This is a genomic window from Anaerosalibacter massiliensis, assembly GCF_024623155.1.
In the GTDB taxonomy this organism is placed as follows: Bacteria; Bacillota; Clostridia; order Tissierellales; family Sporanaerobacteraceae; genus Anaerosalibacter; species Anaerosalibacter massiliensis.
On record NZ_JANJZL010000004.1, the window covers coordinates 77930 to 103298 of the forward strand.

Below are 25369 nucleotides of genomic sequence, written 5' to 3' on the forward strand. Positions count from 1 at the left end.
CACCCTATTTGAATAAATATTTAAAGGGGTGAATTTTATGTCCATAAGAAAAGGTGAAGAAATAATTGGAATGTTATTGATTGCATTTATTATATTCTGGTCTTTTTATGTTTCTTTAAATGACCCAGATTTATTAATAGAAGAACCAGAAGAACGTTATACTGGAATTATAAGGGTGTGGGATTATCCAAGGTTAGATATTGATACAGGAAGTAGATACAGTTGGATTCAAGCTAGAATAAAGGAATTTGAAAAGGCAAATCCTGGAGTGTATATAGATTTTACACCACTGGATTGGGAAAGTGGGCCTGAAAAGATAGAAAATGCTATTAAAGATGATGAAAGTCCAGATATTGTACCTATAAGTTATGATTTTCCTTGGATAGATAAATTAGAGGTATTAAATGATTATTTAAAACATGACGAACTTAAAGAGTTTAAATTTGAAACTTTAAAAACAGTAAACTATAATGAAGATATAATTGGTTTGCCTTTTGCGATGACAACCTATACTATGTATCTAAATTTAGATTTATTTAATGAAAGAGGAGTTTCGCCTCCACTAGATGGAAATTGGACCTATGAGGAGTTTGTTCAAAGTTTAAAAGATCTTACCTTTGATTCTGATAATGATGGAGTAGATGATTCTTTTGGTTTTGTTTCTTTTATTGAACCTAATTATTATAATATTTGGGGAATAATCCTTAGTGATGGTGCTGAAATAATAAATTTCAAAAAGAATAAATATAGTTTTTATGGAGATGAAGCTATAAAGGGAGTCCAAAAGGTGGTAGATTTAAAATATAAATATAAAGTAACTCCTAAGGATTTCGGTATTCTTGGAGAAAAAGAATGTTGGGATATGTTTTATAAAGATAAAAAAATAGCTGTATATCCAACTGGGTCTTGGGCATTGAAAGTCTTAGAAGATCTTCAAAACAAAGGAGAAGGATTTAATTTTGATGTGGCAAATTATCCTTTAGGAGATGAAAAACTTCCAATAGCTTTAAATAATGGGGTAGCTTCTTTTGGAATATTTAAGCAGGAAGATGAAAAAAAGTTGGAAATGTGTATTGAGTTTTTAAAATTTTTAACTCAAGATTCTAGTCAAAGGACTTTAGAAGAATTGGGAGTATTTACAGTTAAAAAGGGAATAAATGATATGTATAAAGATAATCCAAAGATGAAAAGAATTGAAGAAACATTGAGTTATACTAAAGTTGTATCTAGAGACGAAAAGTGGAATTCTATAGATATTATTTTACAAGAGGAAATAAAAAAGGCAGTATTGAAAGAAAAGACTGCAAAAGAAGCTATAGAAGAAGCTAAGATACGGGTAGAAAACTTGACAAAATAAAGTATAATATTAGATATGAAAGAAAAAATAAAGGTAGGAGTGGTTTTGTTGGAAAAAATAGATGTTAAAAAGATATTTAGTAGCAATGTAAATGTGGGAAAAGTTCTTTTAGATGAACCTATGAAAAATCATACTTCTTTCAAAATAGGTGGTCCAGTGGATGTAATGATTGTACCTAGTAATGAAAGTGAGTTAATTGAGGGAATAAAAATATGTAGAAATAATAATATAGATTTTTATATAGTGGGCAATGGCTCTAATTTATTAGTAAGTGATAAAGGTATGGAGGGCGTAGTTATTAAAATCTCAGAAGAATTTGGAGATATAACAGTAGAAGGAGATATTATAAGAGCAGAATCTGGAGCCCTTCTTACTGTTGTAAGCAAAAGAGCTTTAAAAAACTCTCTCACTGGATTAGAATTTGCAAGTGGTATACCGGGAAGTATTGGAGGAGCCATAACTATGAATGCAGGAGCCTATGGTGGAGAGATGAAGGATATAGTAACTAAAGTAAGATGTTTAAATAAAAATGGTGATATAGTAGAATATTCTAATGAAGAGATGAATTTTAGATATAGAAAAAGTAGAGTAGAAGAAGAAGGACTTATAGTTTTAGGAATTGAAATGAAACTTGAAAAAGGGGATTATGATGTTATAGATGGAAAGATGAAAGAATTGACGGAAAAGAGGACTTCAAAGCAACCTTTAAATTTTCCTAGTGGAGGAAGTACTTTTAAGAGACCAGAAGGACATTTTGCGGGTCAATTGATTGATGAATCAGGACTTAGGGGAATAAAATATGGGGACGCTCAAGTATCTGAAAAGCACTGTGGTTTTGTAATTAATTGTGGAAATGCCACAAGTAAAGATGTTAGAACTTTAATAAAAGTAGTGCAAAAAGTTGTAAAAGATAAATATAATGTAGAATTAGAACCAGAGTTAAAGATTATTGGAAGAGAATAAAAGGAGAAATATATGAAAATTATTGGAGACTATCATACCCATACTATATATAGCCATGGAAAGGGCACTATAAGAGATAATGTGGAAAAAGCCTTTGAAAGAGGATTAAAAGAGATAGCTATTTGTGATCATGGACCAGGCCATTTTACCTATGGTGTAAAAAGAGAAAATATAAAGAAGATGAGAAAGGAAATAGATGAACTGAATAAGGAGTTTCAACCTAAAGGTTTGAAAATACTTTTAGGAATAGAAGCTAATATCATAGGGTATGATGGTACTCTAGATATAGATGAAGAAATATTAGAAATGCTGGATATTCTTCTCTTAGGATATCATTTTGGAGCAATGCCAAGAACATTTAAAGATGGCTATAAATTGTATTTTTTAAATTTTTTATCTAGGATTATACCAAAGATGAGAGAATCTACAAGAAAAATGAATACTTTAGCTTTGCTTAGAGCTATGGATAGATACCCTATTGATTTAATAACACATCCAGGTTCTAAAGTATATGTAGATATAAAAAAAATAGCTAAGAAGGCTAAGGAAAAAAATACTGCACTAGAGATAAATTCTAGTCATAGCCATTTAACAGTTGAAGAAATAGAAATAGCTTTAAAAGAGGGAGTTTATTTTTATATAAATAGTGATGCTCATCACCCAGAAAATGTTGGAAATTTAAAGAATGGAATAGAAAGAGCTTCAAAGGGAAAGGTACCTGTGGAACGGATAAGAAATATTATAGACTAAATTTTGGAGGTGGCTTTATTTGGATATGGAGTTTGTTATAATCACAGGGCTATCGGGAGCAGGAAAGAGCCAAGCCATGAGGGCATTGGAAGACATTGACTATTATTGTATGGACAACCTGCCACCCCAGTTATTGCCTGAATTTGCAGAGCTTTGTTATGAATCTAAAAGAGATATTAAAAAGGTAGCAGTAGTAGTAGATATTCGAGGGGGAATATTTTTTGATGCTCTTTTTAATAGTTTAGAAAAACTTGGGAAAAAAGGTTTGAAATATAGAATACTATTTTTAGACGCTTTAGATAATGTATTGATAACAAGATATAAGGAACAAAGACGTCCTCATCCTTTAAGTTTAAATGGGAGACTTATAGATGGTATAACTAAAGAAAGGAAACTCCTTAAGGAAGTGAAGGAGAAGGCAGATTATATAATAGATACTTCTAAATTGACTATTGGAATGCTAAAAGGTGAAATAAGGAGAATATTTGTAGAAGGAGGAGAATCAAAAAAGCTTACTATATCAGTAGTTTCTTTTGGATTTAAACATGGTATGCTTTTAGATGCAGATTTAGTATTTGATGTTAGATTTTTACCAAATCCTTACTACATTAAAGAGTTAAGAGATTTTACAGGAAGGGATGAAAATGTAAGAGATTATGTATTAAAATGGGAGCAAACAAAAATATTTATTAATAAGCTTTTAGATATGTTAAATTTTCTCATACCTTATTATATAGAAGAAGGTAAAACTCAATTAGTCATAGGCATAGGATGTACTGGAGGAAAACATAGATCAGTTACTATAGCAAATGTACTATATGAAGAGTTAGCTAAAGAGGGGAATAGAGTTATAATAAATCACAGAGATTCTTAAAGGGTTCTATAAACCCCAAACCTATTTAGTTGGGAGGAATAAAATAAATGGCATATAGAAATAGGATATTATCAAAAGGGCCTAAAATAGTAGCTATTGGAGGAGGAACAGGCCTTTCCATACTCCTAAGAGGGCTAAAAGAATATACTTCAAATATTACAGCTATTGTAACAGTTGCAGATGATGGAGGAGGCTCAGGAATTCTTAGAGAGGATCTAGGGATGCTACCACCTGGAGACATAAGAAATTGTATATTAGCCCTTGCAAATACAGAACCTGATATGGAAAGAATACTTCAATATAGATTTAAAGAAGGTAGCTTAAAAGGACAAAATTTTGGCAATTTATTTATAGCTGCTATGAATGAAATATATGGAAGTTTTGAATTAGCTATAAAAGAGACTTCAAATGTGTTAGCAGTGACAGGAAAAGTTCTTCCTATGACATTAGAGGATGTAGTTTTATATGCGGTTTTAGAAAATGGAAATGTAGTAGAAGGTGAGTCAAATATACCTTTAAAGAATAAAGAAGCATCAAGTAAAATAGACAGAGTATACATGGAGCCAAAGATTAGTTATCCTGTAGAAGAAGCTGTAGAAGCTATAGAAGAGGCAGATATAATTGTATTGGGGCCAGGTAGTTTATATACTAGTGTTATTCCAAACTTATTAGTAAACGATATGGTAGGACATATTTATAAATCTAAAGCTAAAAAGGTATATCTACCTAATGTAATGACTCAACCAGGGGAAACAGATGACTACACTGTATTTGACCATGTAGAGGCTATACTTAAGCATAGTAGAAAAGATTTATTAGATTATGTAATTGTAAATATAGAAAAGATACCAGAGGAGACTTTAGAAAAATATAAAGAAGATGGTTCCAAGCCAGTTATTTTAACTGAAGAAGATGAGAAAAGATTAAATAATTTAAATATAAAAATGATAAAAAGCAATTTAATAGAAGTTAAGAAGGATTATATTCGTCATGATAGTTTAAAAGCTAGTGAATTAATATTTAATTTATCAGTAAGGAAGGATAAATTAAAGAAAGCTTATTCTTAAGCTTTCTTCTAATGTTTTTTATTCTTCTCATTTAACATTCTAGATATTAAAGTTCCTGCTGTTCTTTTAGTTAAATTTTCATAGGGGATTACAAAATTTAATTCATCTGATAATCTTTTTATGGTGTTTAATTGTCTTTCAGTAGGTGGTTCTTCATAGATATTATCAGATGGAATATTTTTATTTTCCTCTTTATCTTCATCTAAAGATACTTCCTCAAAGGAAGTCATACCTATATTATTTAAATCTCTTAAAACTCTTGCTTTGGCCCTAGTAGAAGCCATTCGTATTAGATGAGGAGCTATATTTGAATTTACTGATTGAGGACTAGCATCTCCTATATCAGAGAACTTTTCATTGTCTGTAATAGCAGTGGCCTTGCAAATAGCAGTCATGTTATTTTCTACTGTAGGGATTTGAATAAGGTCTACATCTATAGATTTTAAGTTTTTTTTATGGGCTAGATCTAATAGACCTTCATAGGTTATGAAATTTTTTCCTTGTAGATTTATAATGAATTTTTCGTTTATATTCATATTAGCACCTCCAATATTAGTGTTTGAATTATTTTTAAAAATAAACTGGAAAAATCGAGAGGATTTACAATAAAAATATAAGGGAGTTTTAATATGGGCAGTATGGAAAAGCTTGTAGAATATATAAAGAATGAGAATATTATTTATTTGGGGAAGATACCAACGAATAATATAATAATAGATGAAAAAGTAAGGGAATATTGCAAAGATAATAAATGTGGACAGTATGATAAAAATTTTATGTGTCCTCCAGATATAGGAGAAATAAAAGATTTTAAAAATAAATTAGAAAAGTTTAACTATTGTATTGTAGTTTTAATAAAACAAAAAATTTTGAATAAAGAAGATAGAGAAGAATACTTTAGACTAGCAAGGAAACTTCATAAAATACTTTTAGAGATAGAAAAGAAAGGAAAAGATTTAGGATTTGAAAATGCCCTTGCATTAATTGCGGGAAATTGTAAACTTTGTAATCCCTGTAAAAAGGTGTTGGGATATAGAGAGTGTCCCTACCCAGAGTATTCAAGGCCTTCTTCAGAATCTTTAGGAATAGATGTTATAAATACAGTAGCCAAAATGGGATTAGAGATTGAATTTAAAGATACAGAAGTGACTTGGGTAGGGATGATTATTATTTAGTTAGATATAATATACCTAATTTAATAGTATTTTCTAATGCTTCCTTGTGAGTTCTTTCAAAAGAATGAGAAGCATCTACTCCAGGACCAATAAGTCCAACTTTAAAATCATATCCAGCTCTTAATGCAGCACTGCCATCAGAACCATAATAAGGGTATATATCTACCTTATAGTTTAGATTATTATTTTTAGCTAGATCAATTAAACGTCTTTTTAAATCTAAATCATAAGGACCAGTAGAGTCTTTTGCACAAATAGTAACACTATACTCATTAGAGGTCTGGCCTTCTCCTGGAGCTGCCATATCGATGGCGATAAATTTAGTAGTTTTTTCAGGAATAGCAGCACTGGCACCATGGCCAACTTCTTCATAATTGCTTATAAAAAAGTTAGTAGTGTAGTTAGGAGTTATATTATTGTCTACTAAATATTTTGCAATGCCTAATATGGAAGCAACACCAGCTTTATCATCTAAATGTCTAGATTTAATAAATCCAGAGTCAGTAATTTTAACTCTAGGGTCAAAGAACACATAATCTCCTACAGATATTCCAAGCTTTTCTATATCTTCACTATTTTTAACTTTTTCATCAATCCTTATTTCTATACTATCTTCATTCCTTTCAAGAGTACTAGTATCATCGCCATGAACATGAGTTGAAGCTTTTGTGGTTAAAATTGTACCACTATATAATTTGTCATTAGCACTTTCTATAGTACAATATTCCCCTTCAATTGAGTTCCAAGGGTATCCACCTATTTGAGTTATTTTAAGCCTCCCATTGGATTTAATTTCTTTAATCATTCCACCTAAAGTATCTACATGACCTGATAAAGTAACTTCTTCATCTTTATTTTTTCCATCAATAGTCCCTATAATTGCACCTTTATTAGTCTTATAAGTTTTTATACCTAGTGAATGAAATTCATTTTCTACAAAATTTATAGCTTTTAATGTATTTCCTGAAGGGCTAGGTATATTTAACAATTTATAAAGTATATCTACTACATAATTCATTGAAATTTCCATATAAAACCCTCCTAAGTTTTTAATATATATATATTTATATTCTATAAAAGCTGAAAAAATCCTTTATAAAATGTTATAATATAAATATATAGAGCATAATGTTTTAAATGATACAGGAGTGGGAAGAATGATTGAAGAGGTGAGTGCTGGAGGAATAGTTAGATTTGGAAATGCAATTTTATTGTTGAAAAAATTTAATGGACATTGGGTTCTTCCTAAAGGAAGGGTTGAAAAAGGAGAAGGATTGAAGGCTGCAGCTTTAAGAGAAGTTTTTGAAGAAACGGGAATAAAAGCTGAAATAATAGAATATATAGGTAAAATTAATTATAATTTTATGAATATTAGGGGAGATGAAAATATAAACAAAACTGTACATTGGTTTTTAATGACAGCTAAAAATATGGAATGTATTCCGCAAAAAAAAGAGGGTTTTATTGAAGCCCAATTTATTCATATAGATAGAGTATTAGATAAATTAAGATATTTAGATGAGAAAAAAATAGCAATAAAAGCTATAAAAGTGTATAAAAATACTTTACAATAGAGGTTACATAGAGTATATTATATTAAAGTAATAAAGAATTAGGAGAGATATAATGTCATTTTCTTCTTTTACAAAAAATGAACTTTCACGAATACCAATAAAAAACAAATGCTGTGCAAAGGCTGAACTAGCTGCAATTGTACGTATGAATGGAATTATTCAAATAAATGGTGCCTATGGAATAAGTCTTAAATTCACTACGGAAAACGCTGCCATAGCCAGAAGGATTTTTTCACTGTTGAAGGCTATGTACAATATAGATGTAGAGGTAATGGTGAGAAGGAATAAACAATTAAAAAAGAATAATAATTATTTAATTGTAGTAAAAAATACAAGAGCTACAAAAAAAATACTAAGAGATATTGAGCTGATAAAATCTAATGAATATGATTCTTTCCATCTAGATTATAGTATATCTAAAAGCATAATAAGTAAAAGATGTTGTAAAAGATCTTTTATAAGAGGTTCTTTTCTAGGAGGGGGTTCTATTAGCAATCCAGAAAAAACCTATCATTTAGAATTCGTTACTAATAATGAGGAACATGGGAAAGAACTTTCAAATTTAATTAACAGCTTTGGATTAAATTCCAAAATTGTGACAAGAAAAGAAAATTTCGTCATATATTTAAAAGAAGGGGAACAGATAGTGGATATTTTAAATATTATGGAAGCCCATTTAGCATTATTAGAATTAGAAGATATACGAGTATTGAAAGATGTAAGAAACAATATAAACAGAATAGTTAATTGTGAAACAGCTAATTTAGGTAAAACCATAGATGCATCCTTAAGACAGATAAAAAATATTGAGTATATAGATAGTACTATAGGATTAGAAAAACTACCTAAAAACTTATTGGATTTAGCATATTTAAGATTAAAGCATAGAGATGCTAGCCTGAAAGAACTAGGAACTATGCTAAGTCCACCTGTAGGAAAATCTGGTGTAAATCATAGGTTCAGGAAAATAGAAGAAATTGCAGATGATTTAAAAAAGGAGAGGGGGAGTTAATATTGGAATCAAAAAAAGTTGTAGTTAAAAATGAAATAGGACTTCATGCAAGACCTGCAGCATTATTTGTTCAAACTGCTAACAAATATTTAAGTAATATATATATAGAATTAGATGGAAAGAAGGTTAATGGAAAAAGTATTATGGGGGTAATGAGCCTGGGAGTATTTCAGGGAGAAGAAATAAATATTATTGCTCAAGGAGAGGATGAAAAGGAAGCTGTTAAAGATTTATCCGATTTAATAGAAAATAGAATACTAGATGCTTAAAATAGTAGATTTTTGTTCTTTTATTTATAAATGCTAGTGGGATACTAACTTAATAGTGAAGGCTTAATAGCATTAAAATAGAGAACTTTTTAACAAACTCCTAGGATGCCCTAGGAGTTTTTAGATTATTATTTTTAGTATTTTTATGATAGAATCATATTTATAATAAGAAAACATAGAAAGGGAATGGATATGACTGAAAAAGGAAAATTTGTTCACCTTCACGTTCATACAGAATATAGTTTACTTGATGGTGCCAATAGAATAGGAGAATTATTAGATAGGGTTAAAGAACTGGGAATGGATAGTATTGCCATTACAGATCATGGTGCCATGTTCGGAGTTGTTGATTTTTACAAAGAGGCAACTAAAAGAGGTGTAAAACCTATTTTAGGATGTGAAGTTTATGTGTCTATGGGCAAATATACTGATAAAAATCCTAGAGAGAAAAATCAATATCATCTAGTTTTACTAGCGGAAAATAATATAGGTTACTTAAATCTTATGAAAATAGTATCTGAAGGATATGTAAATGGGTTTTATTATAAGCCAAGAGTTGATTATGATGTACTTAGGGAATACAGTGAAGGAATAATTGGATTAAGTGCTTGTCTTGGAGGAGAAGTTCAGAAAAAAATTTTAAATGGCAATTTTGAAGGGGCTAAAGATGCAGCTTTAGAATATAAGGATATTTTTGGAGTGGAAAATTTTTTCTTAGAGCTACAAGATCATGGAATTAAAGAACAAGAACTTGTAAATAAAGAGCTAATTAGGCTTAGTAAGGAAATAGATATTCCACTAGTTGCTACTAATGATGTACATTATTTAAAAAGGGAAGATGCAAAAGTTCATGATGTACTGTTATGTGTTCAAACAGGGAAAACTATAGATGAAGAAAACAGGATGAGATTTCCTACAAGTGAATTTTATTTAAAATCCTATGATGAAATGATAGAATTGTTTGGATATGTAGAAGAAGCAATAAAGAATACTGTTTTAATTGGTGAAAGATGTAATGTAGATATAGATTTTGATACATTACATTTACCAGAATATGAAACTCCAGAAGGATATACTGATGTAGAATATTTAAAAAAATTATGTCTAGATGGACTAAATGAAAGATATGATGATATTACTGATGAGATATTAGAGAGATTTGAATTTGAATTTAATACTATTGTGGACATGGGTTATACAGATTACTTCCTTATAGTATGGGATTTTATTAAATATGCTAAAGACAATGGAATAATGGTAGGACCAGGAAGAGGTTCTGCAGCAGGGAGTTTGGTTTCTTATGCCTTAGGGATTATAGATATTGATCCACTTAAAAATGGTTTAATATTTGAAAGGTTTTTAAATCCTGAAAGAGTTACTATGCCAGATATAGATGTAGATTTTTGTTATGAAAGAAGAGAGGAAGTTATAGATTATGTAGTTGAAAAATATGGAGAAGACAAAGTAGCCCAAATAGTTACTTTTGGTACTATGGCAGCAAGAGGTAGTATAAGAGATGTAGGTAGAGCTTTGAATATGCCTTATGGACAGGTAGACTTTATAGCTAAACAAATACCTATGGAATTAGGTATGACTATAGATAAAGCATTGGAAGTAAATAAAAGCTTAAAACAGATTTATGATGAACAGGAAGAAATAAAAGAACTAATTGATATAGCAAGGAATGTAGAGGGTCTTCCACGACATACATCTACCCATGCTGCAGGAGTAGTTATATCTAAAGATCCTATTACCCAATATGTACCTCTATCGAGAAATAAAGATTCTATAACTACTCAATTTACAATGACTGAATTAGAAGAATTAGGCCTTTTAAAAATGGACTTTTTAGGTCTTAGAACTTTAACTGTGATAAGGGATGCAGTGAAATTAATAGAGGAAAATCATGGAATTAAAATAGATTTTTCAGATTTTACCTATGATGATCCTAAGGTATATGAAATGTTTAGCAATGCTGAAACTTTAGGAATTTTCCAATTTGAAAGTGCTGGTATGAGACAATTTTTAAAAGAGTTAAAGCCTACTGGTTTTGAAAATATTGTAGCTGCTAATTCATTATTTAGGCCAGGACCTATGGATCAAATTCCTAGATATATAGAAAATAAAAATGATCCTTCTAATATAAAATATATACATTCAAAATTAAAGCCTATATTAGATGTTACTTATGGTTGTATTGTATACCAAGAACAGGTAATGCAAATAGTTAGAGATATTGGTGGCTATTCTATGGGAAGAGCAGATTTAGTAAGGAGAGCCATGAGCAAGAAGAAAATGGATGTAATGGAGGAAGAAAGAAAGCATTTCATATATGGGAAACTAGATGAAAATGGAGAAGTAGAAATTCAGGGTGCTATAAGAAATGGAGTAGATGAAAAGTCGGCAAATATAATATATGACGAAATGATAAGTTTTGCTAAATATGCTTTTAATAAATCTCACTCAGCTGCCTATGCTGTAATAGCATATAGAACAGCTTGGCTAAAATATTATTATCCTGTAGAATTTATGGCAGCTTTAATTACGAGTGTTATGGAAAATACTAATTCTGTTTCATTATATATTCAAGAATGTAAAAGATTAAAGATAGAAATACTTCCTCCAGATGTAAATGAAAGTGGTGGAAAGTTTACAGTATCTGATGGAAAAATCAGATTTGGCCTTATGGCTGTTAAAAATGTAGGTAAAAATCTTATAGATACTATAGTAGAAGCTAGAAAAGATGGGCCTTTTGAAAGTTTTACTGAATTTTGTCAGCGAATAGAAAACATAGATGGAACAGTTATGAACAAAAGAGCTATTGAAAGCTTGATAAAAAGTGGGGCTATGGAATCGTTAGGTGGCAATAGAGCTCAATTTTTAGCTGTATTTGAAAAAATAATAGATGGAGTTCATGAAGATAGAAAAAGAAATATACAAGGACAATGTTCATTATTTGATAATATTGAAGATCAGGTATCAGAAGATAATTTGCCAGATTTAAAGGAATTTCCTCAAAAGAATTTGCTGACTATGGAAAAAGAAAGGCTGGGTATATATATAAGTGGACATCCACTAGCTCCCTATGAGAAGGAATTGAAGAAAATATCAACAATAACTACTACGGAACTATTCCAAATGTCTGATGAAATATCTGGAGAAATGACAGATATAGGTTTAAGGGATGGGCAAAGTATAGCAATTGGAGGAATAATAGCTAATAAGAAAAATAAAATAACTAAGAACAATAATATGATGGCTTTTGTTACTTTAGAAGATCTATATGGCGTTGTAGAAATAATTATTTTTCCTGCAACTTATGATAAGTATCAAAAGTATATAGAGGAAGATACTATAGTAGTAATTGAAGGTAGACTGAGTATAAGTGAAGAAGATGAACCTAAAATAATTAGTGAATCTATAAGGCCATTAAATAAATATAAGAAAGAAAAACTTTATATAAAAGTTGAAGAAGGTGATTTTAATACTGCTTTTAATAATTTAAAAGAAATATTTGAAAACTACAGAGGTGATGTTCCAGTATATGTGTATTTAGCGAAGGAGAAAAAGGTTGTAATGGCAGATAGGAATTATTGGGTTAATGCAGAAGATGATGGATTATTAGATGAAGTACGAAGGGTAGTAGGTAAGGATAGTGTGAGAATTTGTTAAAGAAAATCAAATCTAATAAAAAAACAAGATATATTGTGTTATAATATTATTTAATAATATTATTTTTAAGGAGTGCGAGAATATGTGGACTGCAATTCATGTAGTTGATGATTATAGCAGGGCAAAAGAAATAGAAAATATACTAGTAGAAGAAGGTTTTTTAGTTAAAATTAGGATATTTGATAAAGATGGAGATAGCTCTCTATATAAAATTCTAGCACCGGAACTTGAGGCAGAGGATATTCAATTAGCATTAATGGATTTAGGAATTATTTAACTATCATTATGTATTAATGTAAGGAGGATTTTAAATGAAAACTATAGGCGTTCTAACTAGTGGAGGAGATGCACCAGGTATGAATGCAGCTATAAGAGCTGTTGTAAGAACTAGTATTTATAATAATGTAAGAATATTAGGCATAAAACAAGGGTACAATGGTCTTATAAAGGGAAATATTGAAGAAATGAATCTTTCCAGTGTAGCAGATATTATCCATAGAGGTGGAACTATATTAAGAACTGCAAGATGTGAGGAATTTCAAACAGATGAAGGGATTGAAAAAGCATTAAATGTAATAGAAGTATTTAATATAGATGGTTTGATAATACTGGGCGGCGATGGATCTTTTAAGGGAGCAAAAAAATTAAGTGAAGCAGGAGTCCCTACTATTGGAGTGCCCTGTACAATAGATAATGACATGGGATATACAGATTATACTATTGGCTTTTTTACAGCTGTAGAGACAGTTGTAGATGCAATAAGTAAGATAAGAGATACATCTAGCTCTCATGGTAGGGCAAATATAGTTGAAGTAATGGGAAGAAGTTGTGGAGATATAGCACTATTTGCAGGACTTGCTGGTGGAGCAGAAAGTATTATAGTACCTGAAGAAGCTATAGATATAGATAGCGTTTGTAGGAAAGTAATCAAAGGTAGAAACAGGGGAAAGCTTCACAGTATTATAGCTTTAGCAGAAGGAGTAGGAAATGCCTATGAACTTGCAAAAGAAATAGAAGAGAAAACAGGTGCTGAAACAAAAGTAACAATACTTGGACATATACAAAGAGGAGGAACACCTACAGCTTTTGATAGAATTATAGCTAGCAAAATGGGCAATAAAGCTGTGGAACTTTTAATAGAAGGAAAATCAGGAAGAGCAATGGGCTTTAAAGATAATGATATTATTGATTTAGATATAGATGAAGCACTTTCTCAAGAGAAAGCTTTTGATAGAGAAATGTATGAAGTTGCAAAAATACTTTCCATTTAAAAGGGTGGGTGAAAAAATGAAAAAGACAAAAATAGTATGTACAATAGGGCCAGCTTCCGAAAGTGAAGAAATTTTAGAGAAGCTTATGTTATCAGGATTAAATGTAGCGAGGCTTAATTTTTCTCATGGAGATCATGAAGAGCACAGAAACAGAATAAGAAATATAAAAAAAATTAGAGAAAAATTAGATCTTCCAATAGGAATTATGTTGGACACAAAAGGTCCAGAAATTAGGCTGAAAAATTTTAAAGATGATGGAGTAGAACTTGTAGACAATCAAGAGTTTACTTTGACTACAAGAGAAGTTTTAGGAGATGAAAAAATAGTTGGAGTAAGCTATGAAGGTTTAGCTTCTGATGTAAAAAGTGGAGATACTATATTAATTGATGATGGATTAATAGAATTGGAAGTTATTGAAGTAGTTAAGGATACAGATATAAGGTGTATTGTTAAGAATGGTGGGTCAGTAAAAGACCATAAAGGCGTAAATGTTCCAGGGGTAAAAATAAATTTACCAGCCGTTACCCAAAAAGATATAGACGACATAATATTTGGAATAGAAAATGGTATAGATTTTATAGCAGCTTCCTTTATTAGAAAGGCAGAAGATGTTTTTGATATAAGAAAGATATTAGAAGAAAATGGTGGAGACTATATTCACATTATATCTAAAATAGAAAATCAAGAGGGAGTAGAAAATATAGAGGAAATAATAAATGTTTCTGATGGAATAATGGTAGCAAGAGGAGATCTTGGAGTAGAGATTGAAACAGAAGAAATTCCAATTATTCAAAAAGAAATAATTAAAAAATGTAATGAAGTAGGTAAGCCTGTAATTACTGCTACCCAAATGTTAGATTCTATGATAAGAAATCCTAGACCTACAAGGGCAGAAGTAACTGATGTTGCCAATGCAATATTTGATGGTACAGATTCTATTATGTTATCTGGAGAAACAGCAGCAGGTAAATATCCATTAGAAGCAGTAAAGACTATGCACAATATTGCTATGAGAACTGAAGATTCCCTTGATTATAAGAAACTTTTAAAAGAAAAATCAAAGAATAGAGGAATATCTACGACTAATGCTATAAGTAAGGCAACTTGTACAACAGCAGAAGATTTAGGAGCAAGTGCTATAATTACAGCAACTTCCTCTGGATTTACTGCAAGTGCGGTATCAAAGTTTAGACCTAAAGCGCCAATTATTGCGGCAACTATTACGGAACAAATAAGAAGAAGAATGGCTTTACTTTGGGGAGTTTATCCTGTTTTATCTTTGAAAAGTGTTTCTACTGATGAGGTAATAGACCTTTCCATACATAGTGCATTGGAAAAGGGCTATATAAAACAAGGAGATTTAATAGTTATTACGGCAGGAATTCCAGTAGGAGTATCAGGTACTACTAATTTAATTAAAGTTCATACAGTAAGTGAAGTGCTTCTTAAAGGTGTAGGAATAGGAAATAAAGCTATTTCTGGCAAAGTGATTATAGGAAATACAAAAGAAGAATTGGAAGGAAAGTTTGAAGAAGGAGATATTTTAGTATGTACTTGTACAGATAAAGATACAGTGCCATATATGGAAAAAGCCTCAGCAATTGTATCAGAGCAAGGAGGACTTACATCTCATGCAGCTATAGTAGGATTAAATCTAGATAAACCTACTATTGTAGGAGTAGAAAAAGCAACAGAAGTATTAAAAGTGGGTGATATTGTTACAGTAGATAGTATTACTGGCTCAATATATAAAGGAGAAGCTAGAGTACTATAAAGGGGGCAATAAAATGATACAAGAAACGACTATAAGAGCTAGATATAAAGAAACAGATCAAATGGGTGTAGTATATTATGGCAATTATTTTACTTGGTTTGAAGTAGGAAGAAATGAATTTTTTAGAGAATTAGGTCTAGCTTGTAGTGAATTAGAAAATGAAGAAGTTCTTTTGCCAGTAATAGAAACAGGATGTAAATATATAAATTCAGCAAAATTTGATGATGAAGTTATAATAAAAACAAAATTGACAAAACTAAAAGGTGTAAGGCTTGAATTAAGATATGAAATATATAGAAAAAGCAATAATGAATTATTAGTAGAAGGTTTTACTAAACATGCTTTTGTAGATAAAGAATTGAAGCCTGTAAGGTTTAGAAGGAAATTTAAAAAAGAATGGAGTATATTACAGAACTCTTTAGAAAAGGGAGAATGATAAATGGGGAAAATACTATTATTTATAATAGTAACACCTATAATAGATCTATACATTCTGATAAAAGCCTCTCAAAATATGGGATTCTGGACAACAATAGGACTTATAATAGCTACAGGAATTGCAGGATATTATTTAGCTAAAAGTGAAGGAAAAATAGTATTATCCAATATTAATAATCAGCTATCCCAAGGTAGGGTTCCAGGAGAAGAACTTTTGACAGGACTAAGTATTTTAATAGGTGGAATATTTTTAGTAGTGCCAGGTATTGTAACAGATATAATGGGGATAACTATGATACTTCCTGGTACAAGGGAGATATATAAAAATATTATAAGAAGATATTTTACCAATAGGATTAAACGTGGAAATACAAGGATCTTTCTAAGATGGTAATTATTTCATAGCATATAGTATATAAAAAATTATATTGGTCTATAATCCTAATATGATATAAGAGGACAAAGGTATACTGATTCTATTAGCGGGCACACTGTTGGTGTGCCTTCTTTTTTGTTAAATTGTAAGAAGTTTTTTGCTTAATTATTAGATTATTTGGATTAATTTAAAAAAGTGTAATATTAATGTAATTAAATTGCAGGGAGAAAATTATATAATGTATAAGAAATACTATTGGATTCCTATTAAGACAAAATTAATAAATATAGAGATGATATAATAGATATGGTAGATTATGCTAAATCATATCTAAAAGAAGGCGATGCACTTTTTTAGTGAGAAAGTAGTATCTATAACTCAGTGACGGGCATATAATGTTTTAATTATTAAACCATCTAAATTTGCTATAAAGGAAGAAATGTATAGGGAATTTTAAACAATTGTTTAACTGTAGATAAGATATGTGTAAAGAAATATTTGTAGATAATCCACTAGGTCAAACTCATTAACAAACGCCAATGGCAATTGTAAGAAAAGTTGAATAAATAAAGCTATGTTTGAGAAATTAGTATAAGTTTTATTTTTCAGGACCTTTTAAATATTCGGCTTTTTGGTAAAATAATAGTTGAACTTTAGCATGTTTTATTGTTAATAATAAATAACATAATGCTAGAGTTTTTTATGAAGATCTAATATACTAGGTATTAATAAAATATTTAAAAATCAATCTGGTAGGAGGAGTAGCATATGAAAACACCAGTTAATATAGGCGATATATTAGAACTGAAAATAATAGATATATCTAGCTATGGATTGGGAGTAGGAAAGGTAGATGGATTTACTATATTTGTTGAAGGTGGATTTCCAGGAGATGAAATAATAGCAGAAATTAAAAAGGTGAAAAAAAGATTTGGAGAAGCTAAATTAATTAAAATAAAAAATCCTTCTTCAGATAGACAGATATCAAAATGTAAATACTATAAAGATTGTGGTGGCTGTCAGTTACATGAGATTAACTATAAAACTCAATTAGAAATAAAAACAAATATAGTAAAAGATGCAATAGAACGAATAGGAGGACTTAAAAATATTAAAATAAACCCTATAATAGGCATGGATACACCTTTCAGATATAGAAATAAAGGAATGTTTAAGGTAAGTGGAAAATCTATAGGATATTTTAAAAAGAAAAGCCATGATGTAGTAGATATAGAAGGATGTATTATACAGAATGAAACTTCGGATAAAGTTCTAAAAGCAGTAAAGGACTATGTGCATAAATATAATATAAATAAAAATATTATTAGAGATATAGTAGTTAGGACTGCTAAAGATGGTTCTACTATGGTGATTATAGTAACAACTAATGAAAAACTACCTTATATAAATGAACTTATAAAAAATTTAAAAAATATAGAGGGTGTAATATCTATATACCAAAATATAAATAGAAAGAAAACTCCAGTAGTATTAGGAAATGAAAATATTAAACTATATGGAAAAGATAAAATAATAGATTACATAGATAAATTTAAGTTTTATATTTCACCAAATTCTTTCTTTCAAGTAAACCCTACTCAAACAGAAGTATTATATAGAAAGGCATTAGAATATTTAGAGGTTAATGACAAAGAAACTGTATTTGACTTATATTGTGGAATAGGTACTATATCCTTATTTGTATCAGAAAAAGCTCAAAAGGTTTATGGTGTGGAAATTGTGCCAGCAGCTATAGAAGATGCTAAAGAAAATGCAAAATTAAATAATATTGAAAATATAGAGTTTATAAAAGGAAAAAGTGAAGAGATAGTTCCAAAACTTCTAAAGGAAGGGATATCTGCAGATAAAGTAGTAGTAGATCCACCAAGAAAAGGTTGTGATGAAAAATTATTAGAAACAATTATAAAAATGAATCCAAAACGGGTAGTATATGTATCCTGTAATCCTTCAACATTAGCAAGAGATTTGAAATATTTAGATGAAAAAGGATATCAAGTCATGGAAGTCCAACCGGTGGACATGTTTCCTCAAACAATGCACGTAGAGAGTATAGTGTTGCTACAAAGACAATAAGGCTGGAAATCCTTAATTTCAAGCACTTTTACAAGCATATGGTATTTGTATCAAAGGGTGATAAAATCAGAAATAAGGAGTTAAGGAACCATATCAATGTTTCAGTAGTTATCGACCTAGAGTGTGGGAACACAACAGATTGTTCACGCAATTGAATTATCACGGGATGTTTTGATTGGTGATTATTCTACATTTAATGAACATTTTTGGTGGACAATTGGATATGCAGTTTTATCGTTAATTATTACTATATTAGCTTTCATTAGGATCTGTAAAAGATGAGAAAAAAGGGAGGAGTTACTGATGTTATCTAAAGTAAATAAGAATTACATTTGGGCATATTTTATATCATTCTACGCTTTATGGTGTATTAGAGAATTATGGTTGGTTCAGTATTTAGATTTGATGGATTCTGTTCCTAGGGCTATAATATCAGCTACTATTAAAATGATTATTTGGGTTATTCCCGTTATCTTATTAGTTAAATTGGTAGAAAAAAGTAATCCGTCTTCTTATTTAGGATTACGCCATAACTTTGGGAAAGGCATAAAATGGGCAGGATGGATATCCTTAGTCTTTATAGCCTATTTTATCATTTTAAATCTTATAGTTTTAAAAAATGACATCGATTTTCATATAGGGTTTAATGAATGGCTTAATACCATTCTATTAGTTGGCATAATTGAAGAAATTGTTTTCAGGGGCTTTTTGTTAAGAAAATTTATGGAGTTATCTAGCTTCTGGAAAGCAAATACAATTACATCATTACTCTTTGTATCGATTCATTTTCCTATTTGGTTTTATAAAGGGTTGTTCGAATTTCCTTATATTATAAGTTCCATAGTAGTAGCTTTTGTTTTGAGTATTATATTTGGATTAATATATAAGAAAACTAACTCGCTTTGGTCAGTAATTATTATTCACTCTTTGTATAATTTATTAGTGTCACTCTTCTACTAAAGAAGGGGTATTTGAGCTGGATTTGATTTGATACGAAGGAGTCCCGCCCATTAGCGTGTAAATACCCTTCCTAGGGGGACGAATCGTAGATCAGGTTTAAAAACTTAATTGGTCATCTTATTTTGAAGATGATGGAAACAATTCCGGGACAAAATCCACAATCCACTTTCTCCATTACTGGAGCGATAAGTAATAAAATGCGTTTTGATCTTTTGAGCTTACAACATATTTCTTCACACACTAATACAACCTAAAAACCGTGGATTGTCAACACTTATTTAGACAGTTTTTTTAAGGTTATGTAATTTATATTCTTTAGGACTCAAATACCCTAAAATTGAATGAATCCTAATATTGTTGAACCAATTTACATAGTCAGCTAACATAATTTCTAACTGTTCTAAGCTTTTAAAATGATAGTTATTAGCGAATTCAGTTTTAAATATCTTGAATGTAGCTTCAGCTACAGCATTATCATAGGGACAGCCTTTCATGCTTAATGAACGCTTAATTTTAAAAGTATCCAGAACTTCATCTATTATTTTGTTTTTGAATTCGTTGCCTCGATCTGTATGAAATAGTGTAATATCATTTAATCTAGTTTTAACCCTTGCAAATGCTCTATAAACTAGAGGTGCATCTTTATTAGGGCCAGCACTATAACCAATTATTTCTCTATTAAATAGGTCAACTAATAAACATACATAGTTCCATCTTTTATTAACTCTAACGTATGTTAAATCACTGACTACAGCTGCGTACGGTTCATCTGCATTAAACTCTCTATTTAGTTCATTAGCAATTTTTGATTCATTACATTTATCCACATAAGGCTTATACTGAGCAACCGTATAGTTTGATACTAAGCCATTTTGCTTCATTATTCTACCTATTTTTCTTCTAGATACTATATAGCCTGCTTTTTTAAGCTCGACTTTAATTTTTCTAGTACCATAGTTATTTCTACTCGCTTTAAATATTTCTATTACTTTAGGTGTTATTTCATCTGTAGATTCTTTTGCTTTTGATTCATAATAATAGGTACTTCTAGGGATTTGTAGGATTTTACACATTGCTGATATACTGTATTTGTGAGCATTGCTTTTTATCACATTTACTTTCGTCCTAATATCAGCGCCGCTTGCTTTAAAATATCATTCTCCATCTTTAATTGTTGATTTTCTTTCCTTAACTTTATTAGTTCATTTTCTTCTGGGGAACGATTATCTTTTTCCTTAAAAGATCCAGTAGTTTGGCTTCTTTTTATCCAGGTATTGAAAGCAGTAGGTGTTAAGTCATATTCAGCCATAATATCTTTCTTAGGCTTACCACTTTTAAATAGTTTTACCATTTGTTCTTTGAATTCAGGGGTATAGGTTCTTCTTTCTCTCTTTGTCATATAAACTCTCTCCTTTTTCTATTATTAGTTTACATGACCTTATTTTTATTGTCTAGTTTATTGTAGCCTATCCACCGTTGTTTGTTAGGAGTGCAAAAACTATATGGATAGTTAAAATATCAAACGGCGGTTTTGAAAATAAGAAAATTCAAAGCCGCCGTTTTTCTAAAAAAATAGAATTACGGAAGATGTATTAAGTTCGCCCTTTTTTTAGATAGAACACGGTGGTATGAAGGAGGTTATCGCCGTGTTTATTTATGTTTACTCTGATTGGATTTCACACGACATATCGAGAAACGTCTTGAAGTGTTATGGGATTATTGTGGCTGTAATGTGCAAACACACAATTTCTAATAAAATATATCAACTTTTATGCCCAGCTGGCTTATGTTCAGTTGGGCTTTTTTTGTGTTTAATAAGATTTTTTTCAAAAGAATTGCTTCTATTTTCGGCATTTAGAAAAAACGCTTGTTGAGGGCTATGAAGGGGGAAATCATCACCCGCCTTTGCAGTTGCGAAGGGAGGCGAACAAATGGAACCTGCTCGTATCCAATGGCAAGTGCGATGTGCTTTTAATGGATTTTGCAAAAGGGTGTTGAAAAATGAAGCAATTAATGCCTATAACCAAAGGCGGCAACGACAGTCACGAGAAATGACTTTTTCCGATCGGACTGACCCCTTAATATTGGACAAAAACTCACGAGAACTTTCTTTTTCTTAGATTATCTATATTTTAATATTTTTCGCCTTTTTATTATACATAAATATTTATCTTCATCAAGGGTAAAGCCCCTGCTGCGGCAGGCCCTTGATTTCAGCTAAATATTTATGTATTGTTTTTCCTAAGTGAAAAAACATTAAAGCTTTACTATTAAAGATTTTGCTGTTCCATCTAAGATTTTCTGATAGAATTCCATTGGTGAAATATATCCTAAGGAACTATGTATTCTAACCTTATTGTAGGATTTCATATACTCCGATACTGTTTCATAAGATTCAGCATAGCTTTTAAATTCGTACCTTGATAAACATTCATCTTCCAGTAATCTATGGAAAGATTCTATATGAGCATTTTTATTTGGGCTTTTAAACGGTATTCTTTCATGCTCTAAATTTAGTTCTTTGCAGGTATCTTCAAACTTATGACTTATAAATTGTGGCCCATTATCTGACCTTATTACTAAACCAGTTTCTTTATTATATAGATTTCGCTTCATTAATGCTCTCTTGAGGGTTATGACTATATCTTCTGCAGTACATAATAGACCCATATGGTATTCTACTATATTTCTATCATATACATCTAAGAAAGAAGCTATATAGAAGAATCTGTCTTCACCATTGATATAACCATATTTAATATCTACTTCCCAAAGAGAATTTGGTTTTGTAATCTCCCTATTTTGGGCTATCTTTCTTGGATGTTTTGGTTTAACTTGCCTTTGAGACCTTAGTACATTTAATTCTTTACATAATCTATATACTTTCTTTTTATTTATAATTAACTTAAATTTTCTTTTTAGCATTATGGTTATTTTATAGTAACCATAGCATAATCCTTTGGATTCAATGATTTCACAAATATATTCTTTAACTTGTTCATCGGAAATTACTTTACCATTATTAGTTTTGGATAAACCTGAAATTGGTCTACCGCCTTTATTTACTATGTTTTGTTCTTCTAATAATTTAGTATTTGAATCTTTATTTATATTATAATAATAAGTTGATTTATTTAACTGAAGTATTCTAAGTACTTTAGTTACTGGATATCCATAACTTATCCACTTATTAGCTATGTTTACTTTATCTTCTATCTTTGGCTCGTTTTTTTTAGCAGGTCTCTAAGAATAGCTATTTCAAGGTCTTTTTCACCTAATAGCTTCTTTAATTGCTCGTTTTCTTTATCTAAAGGTGAATTAGTACTATAATATGTATTAAGAGGGTTATTGGTTTTATTAGCTTTCTTTGATTCTCTAACCCATCTTGTAACTGTACCTGGGACTTTTGTCTGCTTTCTTGCTACTAAAGTTGCATTGCCAACTTCCTCTACCTCTTTAATGATTTGATTTTTAAATTCTTCTGAGTATCTTGTATTTTTGCTTCTCATTTTGGCAACCTCCTGTTGATTATATTTTAATATAATCGTGTGCGATTGTCCAAAATGGTTAGGGGGCTAAATAGAAAGAGTATAGAGCGATAGCTCATTAAAAATGAGATTTTAAATTTAATACTTTAATTTTATAGATTTGCAAAAACCTCCTATTAGTGTTAACATTCAAGCATTTATATGCCGTTAGACAGCTTTATTTAATGATTTACTTTAGTTTACTGCAATAGTTCTAGATATTAAAATTATGCAATTTAATAGTGCATGTACTTTAACTTAGTAGTGTAAATAAATCTGTGCCTAAGTGAAAATAAATGCTCTTTTCTGACAAAAATCAAAATAAGAATAAAAACCAGAAAGGAGCATTTTTATGTCAACAATACCAAAAGAAGTTTTAAGAGAAATGATTAATGATGGGAATCTGAAAACAGCAGGAGACCTTCATTCATATTTAAAAGATGTTTTTAAGGATGCCTTGCAAGAAATGTTAGAAGCAGAGCTTGAAGTAAAGTTAGGATATTCTAAAGGTGATAGAAAAAATAAAAGAACTGATAATCGTAGGAATGGATATTCACAAAAAACTGTGAAAACTCAGTTTGGAGAAATGGATTTAGATATACCAAGGGATAGAAATGGTGAATTTGAACTAGTAGTTGTTCCTAAAAATAAAAGAAATATATCTGGTATAGAACAGAAGGTGATTTCTCTTTATGCTAGAGGAATGTCTACAAGAGATATACATGATCAAATTAAAGATATTTATGGAATTGAAATGTCTGCTGAAATGGTTAGCAAAATAACCGATAGGTTGATTCCTGAAATAAAGGAATGGCAAACAAGGCCTTTAAAGCCCATATATCCATTTGTTTTTATAGATGCAATACATTACAAAGTTAGAGATGATGGTCAAATTAAAAATAAAGCAGCTTACGTTGTATTAGGAGTTGATTTAGATGGATTTAAAGACATACTAGGTATTTGGATAGGTGAAAGCGAATCTTCCAAGTTCTGGTTAGGAGTACTTAATGAGCTAAAAAATAGAGGATTAGAAGATGTATTAATATTTAGTGTTGATGGATTAACAGGACTTAAGGAAGCTATTCAAACTGCTTATCCTAAAGTTGAAGTACAAAGATGTATAATTCATCAGCTTAGAAATTCTTTCAAGTATGTTAGTTATAAAGATAAAAAAGAATTTGCAAGAGATTTTAAAGCAGTATATACAGCTATCAATGAAGAGGTTGCATATGAAGCATTAGGGGAACTTGAAGAAAAATGGAATAGTAAATATCCCTTTGCAATTAAAAGCTGGGATATGAATTGGGATGTATTATCCCCATTCTTCAAGTACCCTAATGAAATTAGAACCATAATGTATGCAACAAATATTATAGAAAGCTTGCATAGACAATTTAGAAAGGTTACAAAGACTAAATCAGTCTTTCCTTCAGATCAATCTTTAGAAAAAATGCTTTATCTAGCAAGCCAAAATGTAATGAAAAAGTGGAGTAGACGTTATAAAAATTGGGATTATATCTTCAATCAGCTAATTATATATTTTGAAGGAAGGATAGAACCTTACCTGTAAAATAAAACTACAATTTGATTGAAAATTAGTCATCTAATAAGTAAAAAAGTAGCATTACTTCTTACTTATTAAGCTCACTTATCTATTATAAGAATTATTGCCATTAGTATCTCTTTTCATTCCCCAGTTAGGGTTGGTACCATCATCTATGATAGATTTCTTAGGCTTGGCAGCTTCATATGAATCTAATTTTGTTGAATCAATAGAAACGTGTTCTCCATCAACAATATTTAATTCTTTAGCCTTAATAACTAGATCATAAAATAATTGTCCAAGTTCTTGTATATCAGTGAGTTTATCCAAGAATCTACTAAAAGTAGACTCAGATGGAACTTTACCAAGAACATCAAAACCACAGTAGTATCTTAAAACTAGATTTTCTTTAAGTTTCAAAACTAAATCTTTAATGCTTTGAATTTTTTCTATTTGCATAGCTATTAAAGAATATATTAATTGTTTAGATTCATAGCCCTTCGGGCCTCTAGAATTACTAGGTTTTCTCAGAACATTAGCAAGTTTTGATACATCAATTTGAGATAAAATTAATTCTAATTTAGTTTCTTGTTGAAATTCCATAATTTCCTCAAAGGAAAATAGAGTTGTTTGTCGAATATACATATTAAGTGGTTTCACTCCTCTCGGATGA

24 protein-coding genes are annotated in these 25369 nt (G+C 30.2%); 18 read left to right on the top strand and 6 right to left on the bottom strand.

Annotated features, from left to right (window positions below; all coding sequences use genetic code 11):
• The first annotated feature begins 37 nt into the window (after nt 1–37).
• From NSA23_RS07475 to NSA23_RS07495, 5 genes are read left to right on the top strand one after another with little or no spacing between them, the layout of a single operon-like run.
• The gene (locus NSA23_RS07475; RefSeq protein ID WP_042683017.1) at nt 38–1357 is read left to right on the top strand and encodes an ABC transporter substrate-binding protein; all 1320 of its coding nucleotides are present in this window, start codon (nt 38–40) and stop codon (nt 1355–1357) included.
• A 15-nt stretch (nt 1358–1372) separates the two neighbouring features.
• Nucleotides 1373–2320, top strand: a complete 948-nt coding sequence (gene murB / locus NSA23_RS07480) for a UDP-N-acetylmuramate dehydrogenase (RefSeq protein WP_081915271.1) — start codon at nt 1373–1375, stop codon at nt 2318–2320.
• A gap of 12 nt (nt 2321–2332) precedes the next feature.
• Nucleotides 2333–3070, top strand: a complete 738-nt coding sequence (locus NSA23_RS07485) for a PHP domain-containing protein (RefSeq protein WP_042683016.1) — start codon at nt 2333–2335, stop codon at nt 3068–3070.
• 25 nt (nt 3071–3095) lie between these two features.
• Nucleotides 3096–3944: an RNase adapter RapZ gene (gene rapZ / locus NSA23_RS07490; RefSeq protein WP_042683103.1), complete on the top strand. Its 849-nt coding sequence runs from the start codon at nt 3096–3098 to the stop codon at nt 3942–3944.
• A 47-nt stretch (nt 3945–3991) separates the two neighbouring features.
• Nucleotides 3992–5011 (top strand): gluconeogenesis factor YvcK family protein, encoded by a 1020-nt coding sequence (locus tag NSA23_RS07495; RefSeq protein WP_081915270.1) that lies wholly within the window; start codon nt 3992–3994, stop codon nt 5009–5011.
• Between the two features lie 8 nt (nt 5012–5019).
• Here NSA23_RS07495 and NSA23_RS07500 read toward each other — a convergent pair whose 3' ends face one another.
• On the bottom strand, nt 5020–5547 hold the full coding sequence (locus NSA23_RS07500; protein ID WP_042683015.1) for a hypothetical protein: 528 nt from the start codon (nt 5545–5547) through the stop codon (nt 5020–5022).
• Between the two features lie 93 nt (nt 5548–5640).
• Between NSA23_RS07500 and NSA23_RS07505 the strand changes: the two genes are divergently transcribed.
• Nucleotides 5641–6186 carry a DUF2284 domain-containing protein gene (locus NSA23_RS07505; RefSeq protein ID WP_042683014.1) on the top strand — a complete coding sequence of 182 codons (546 nt, stop codon included), beginning with the start codon at nt 5641–5643 and terminating at the stop codon, nt 6184–6186.
• Here NSA23_RS07505 and NSA23_RS07510 read toward each other — a convergent pair.
• Nucleotides 6179–7216 (bottom strand): M42 family metallopeptidase, encoded by a 1038-nt coding sequence (locus NSA23_RS07510; protein ID WP_042683013.1) that lies wholly within the window; start codon nt 7214–7216, stop codon nt 6179–6181. The genes NSA23_RS07505 and NSA23_RS07510 overlap by 8 nt on opposite strands.
• Before the next feature lie 127 nt (nt 7217–7343).
• Between NSA23_RS07510 and NSA23_RS07515 the strand changes: the two genes are divergently transcribed.
• The 11 genes from NSA23_RS07515 (at nt 7344) to NSA23_RS07565 (ending at nt 19626) form a co-directional block, all read left to right on the top strand.
• A complete protein-coding gene (locus NSA23_RS07515; protein WP_042683012.1) occupies nt 7344–7760 on the top strand; it encodes an NUDIX hydrolase in 417 nt (138 codons plus the stop codon).
• A gap of 52 nt (nt 7761–7812) precedes the next feature.
• Nucleotides 7813–8772, top strand: a complete 960-nt coding sequence (gene whiA / locus NSA23_RS07520) for a DNA-binding protein WhiA (protein WP_042683011.1) — start codon at nt 7813–7815, stop codon at nt 8770–8772.
• A 2-nt stretch (nt 8773–8774) separates the two neighbouring features.
• Nucleotides 8775–9041 (top strand): HPr family phosphocarrier protein, encoded by a 267-nt coding sequence (locus NSA23_RS07525; RefSeq protein WP_042683010.1) that lies wholly within the window; start codon nt 8775–8777, stop codon nt 9039–9041.
• A gap of 192 nt (nt 9042–9233) precedes the next feature.
• Entirely contained in the window at nt 9234–12713 is a 3480-nt protein-coding gene (locus NSA23_RS07530; protein ID WP_042683009.1) for a DNA polymerase III subunit alpha, read from the top strand.
• A gap of 82 nt (nt 12714–12795) precedes the next feature.
• Nucleotides 12796–12990, top strand: coding sequence for a hypothetical protein (locus NSA23_RS07535; protein WP_042683008.1), 195 nt, complete (start codon nt 12796–12798; stop codon nt 12988–12990).
• Nucleotides 12991–13024: 34 nt separating this feature from the next.
• Nucleotides 13025–13984: a 6-phosphofructokinase gene (gene pfkA, locus NSA23_RS07540; protein ID WP_042683007.1), complete on the top strand. Its 960-nt coding sequence runs from the start codon at nt 13025–13027 to the stop codon at nt 13982–13984.
• Between the two features lie 16 nt (nt 13985–14000).
• Complete coding sequence (pyk, locus tag NSA23_RS07545; RefSeq protein ID WP_042683102.1) at nt 14001–15758, top strand: pyruvate kinase; 1758 nt, start codon at nt 14001–14003, stop codon at nt 15756–15758.
• Nucleotides 15759–15771: 13 nt separating this feature from the next.
• The gene (locus tag NSA23_RS07550; protein ID WP_042683006.1) at nt 15772–16194 is read left to right on the top strand and encodes an acyl-CoA thioesterase; all 423 of its coding nucleotides are present in this window, start codon (nt 15772–15774) and stop codon (nt 16192–16194) included.
• A gap of 3 nt (nt 16195–16197) precedes the next feature.
• A complete protein-coding gene (locus NSA23_RS07555; RefSeq protein ID WP_042683005.1) occupies nt 16198–16590 on the top strand; it encodes an FxsA family protein in 393 nt (130 codons plus the stop codon).
• 750 nt (nt 16591–17340) lie between these two features.
• Nucleotides 17341–18666: a 23S rRNA (uracil(1939)-C(5))-methyltransferase RlmD gene (gene rlmD / locus NSA23_RS07560; RefSeq protein WP_042683004.1), complete on the top strand. Its 1326-nt coding sequence runs from the start codon at nt 17341–17343 to the stop codon at nt 18664–18666.
• Nucleotides 18667–18969: 303 nt separating this feature from the next.
• Nucleotides 18970–19626, top strand: a complete 657-nt coding sequence (locus NSA23_RS07565; protein ID WP_042683003.1) for a CPBP family intramembrane glutamic endopeptidase — start codon at nt 18970–18972, stop codon at nt 19624–19626.
• 278 nt (nt 19627–19904) lie between these two features.
• On the opposite strand, the gene NSA23_RS07570 is transcribed toward NSA23_RS07565, so the two are convergent.
• The 3 genes from NSA23_RS07570 to NSA23_RS07580 form a co-directional block, all read right to left on the bottom strand.
• A protein-coding gene (locus tag NSA23_RS07570) for an IS3 family transposase (RefSeq protein ID WP_097668048.1) occupies nt 19905–21025 on the bottom strand; the annotation gives its coding sequence in 2 pieces (ribosomal slippage) (nt 19905–20776 and nt 20776–21025; 1122 coding nt in all).
• An 857-nt stretch (nt 21026–21882) separates the two neighbouring features.
• A complete protein-coding gene (locus NSA23_RS07575) occupies nt 21883–22842 on the bottom strand; it encodes an IS3 family transposase (protein ID WP_075052136.1) in 960 nt (319 codons plus the stop codon).
• On the bottom strand, nt 22839–23135 hold the full coding sequence (locus tag NSA23_RS07580) for a transposase (protein WP_042682998.1): 297 nt from the start codon (nt 23133–23135) through the stop codon (nt 22839–22841). Before NSA23_RS07580 ends, NSA23_RS07575 begins: the two co-directional genes overlap by 4 nt.
• Before the next feature lie 370 nt (nt 23136–23505).
• Between NSA23_RS07580 and NSA23_RS07585 the strand changes: the two genes are divergently transcribed.
• Complete coding sequence (locus NSA23_RS07585; protein WP_042682997.1) at nt 23506–24723, top strand: IS256 family transposase; 1218 nt, start codon at nt 23506–23508, stop codon at nt 24721–24723.
• 78 nt (nt 24724–24801) lie between these two features.
• Here the strand turns inward: NSA23_RS07585 and NSA23_RS07590 are convergent, their stop codons facing one another.
• Nucleotides 24802–25341, bottom strand: coding sequence for a transposase (locus tag NSA23_RS07590; RefSeq protein WP_050069862.1), 540 nt, complete (start codon nt 25339–25341; stop codon nt 24802–24804).
• Nucleotides 25342–25369: the final 28 nt, after the last annotated feature.

Excerpts from the sequence above, each read along its gene's own strand:
- NSA23_RS07485 (WP_042683016.1), top strand. The coding sequence starts at position 2,333 with ATGAAAATTATTGGAGACTATCATACCCATACTATATATAGCCATGGA.
- NSA23_RS07590 (WP_050069862.1), bottom strand. The coding sequence starts at position 25,341 with ATGTATATTCGACAAACAACTCTATTTTCCTTTGAGGAAATTATGGAA.
- NSA23_RS07585 (WP_042682997.1), top strand. The coding sequence starts at position 23,506 with ATGTCAACAATACCAAAAGAAGTTTTAAGAGAAATGATTAATGATGGG.
- NSA23_RS07495 (WP_081915270.1), top strand. The coding sequence starts at position 3,992 with ATGGCATATAGAAATAGGATATTATCAAAAGGGCCTAAAATAGTAGCT.
- NSA23_RS07550 (WP_042683006.1), top strand. The coding sequence starts at position 15,772 with ATGATACAAGAAACGACTATAAGAGCTAGATATAAAGAAACAGATCAA.
- pyk (WP_042683102.1), top strand. The coding sequence starts at position 14,001 with ATGAAAAAGACAAAAATAGTATGTACAATAGGGCCAGCTTCCGAAAGT.
- rlmD (WP_042683004.1), top strand. The coding sequence starts at position 17,341 with ATGAAAACACCAGTTAATATAGGCGATATATTAGAACTGAAAATAATA.
- NSA23_RS07555 (WP_042683005.1), top strand. The coding sequence starts at position 16,198 with ATGGGGAAAATACTATTATTTATAATAGTAACACCTATAATAGATCTA.
- NSA23_RS07510 (WP_042683013.1), bottom strand. The coding sequence starts at position 7,216 with ATGGAAATTTCAATGAATTATGTAGTAGATATACTTTATAAATTGTTA.
- NSA23_RS07530 (WP_042683009.1), top strand. The coding sequence starts at position 9,234 with ATGACTGAAAAAGGAAAATTTGTTCACCTTCACGTTCATACAGAATAT.
- NSA23_RS07475 (WP_042683017.1), top strand. The coding sequence starts at position 38 with ATGTCCATAAGAAAAGGTGAAGAAATAATTGGAATGTTATTGATTGCA.
- NSA23_RS07565 (WP_042683003.1), top strand. The coding sequence starts at position 18,970 with ATGTTATCTAAAGTAAATAAGAATTACATTTGGGCATATTTTATATCA.
- NSA23_RS07515 (WP_042683012.1), top strand. The coding sequence starts at position 7,344 with ATGATTGAAGAGGTGAGTGCTGGAGGAATAGTTAGATTTGGAAATGCA.
- pfkA (WP_042683007.1), top strand. The coding sequence starts at position 13,025 with ATGAAAACTATAGGCGTTCTAACTAGTGGAGGAGATGCACCAGGTATG.
- rapZ (WP_042683103.1), top strand. The coding sequence starts at position 3,096 with ATGGAGTTTGTTATAATCACAGGGCTATCGGGAGCAGGAAAGAGCCAA.
- murB (WP_081915271.1), top strand. The coding sequence starts at position 1,373 with ATGAAAGAAAAAATAAAGGTAGGAGTGGTTTTGTTGGAAAAAATAGAT.
- NSA23_RS07500 (WP_042683015.1), bottom strand. The coding sequence starts at position 5,547 with ATGAATATAAACGAAAAATTCATTATAAATCTACAAGGAAAAAATTTC.
- NSA23_RS07535 (WP_042683008.1), top strand. The coding sequence starts at position 12,796 with ATGTGGACTGCAATTCATGTAGTTGATGATTATAGCAGGGCAAAAGAA.
- NSA23_RS07580 (WP_042682998.1), bottom strand. The coding sequence starts at position 23,135 with ATGAGAAGCAAAAATACAAGATACTCAGAAGAATTTAAAAATCAAATC.
- whiA (WP_042683011.1), top strand. The coding sequence starts at position 7,813 with ATGTCATTTTCTTCTTTTACAAAAAATGAACTTTCACGAATACCAATA.
- NSA23_RS07505 (WP_042683014.1), top strand. The coding sequence starts at position 5,641 with ATGGGCAGTATGGAAAAGCTTGTAGAATATATAAAGAATGAGAATATT.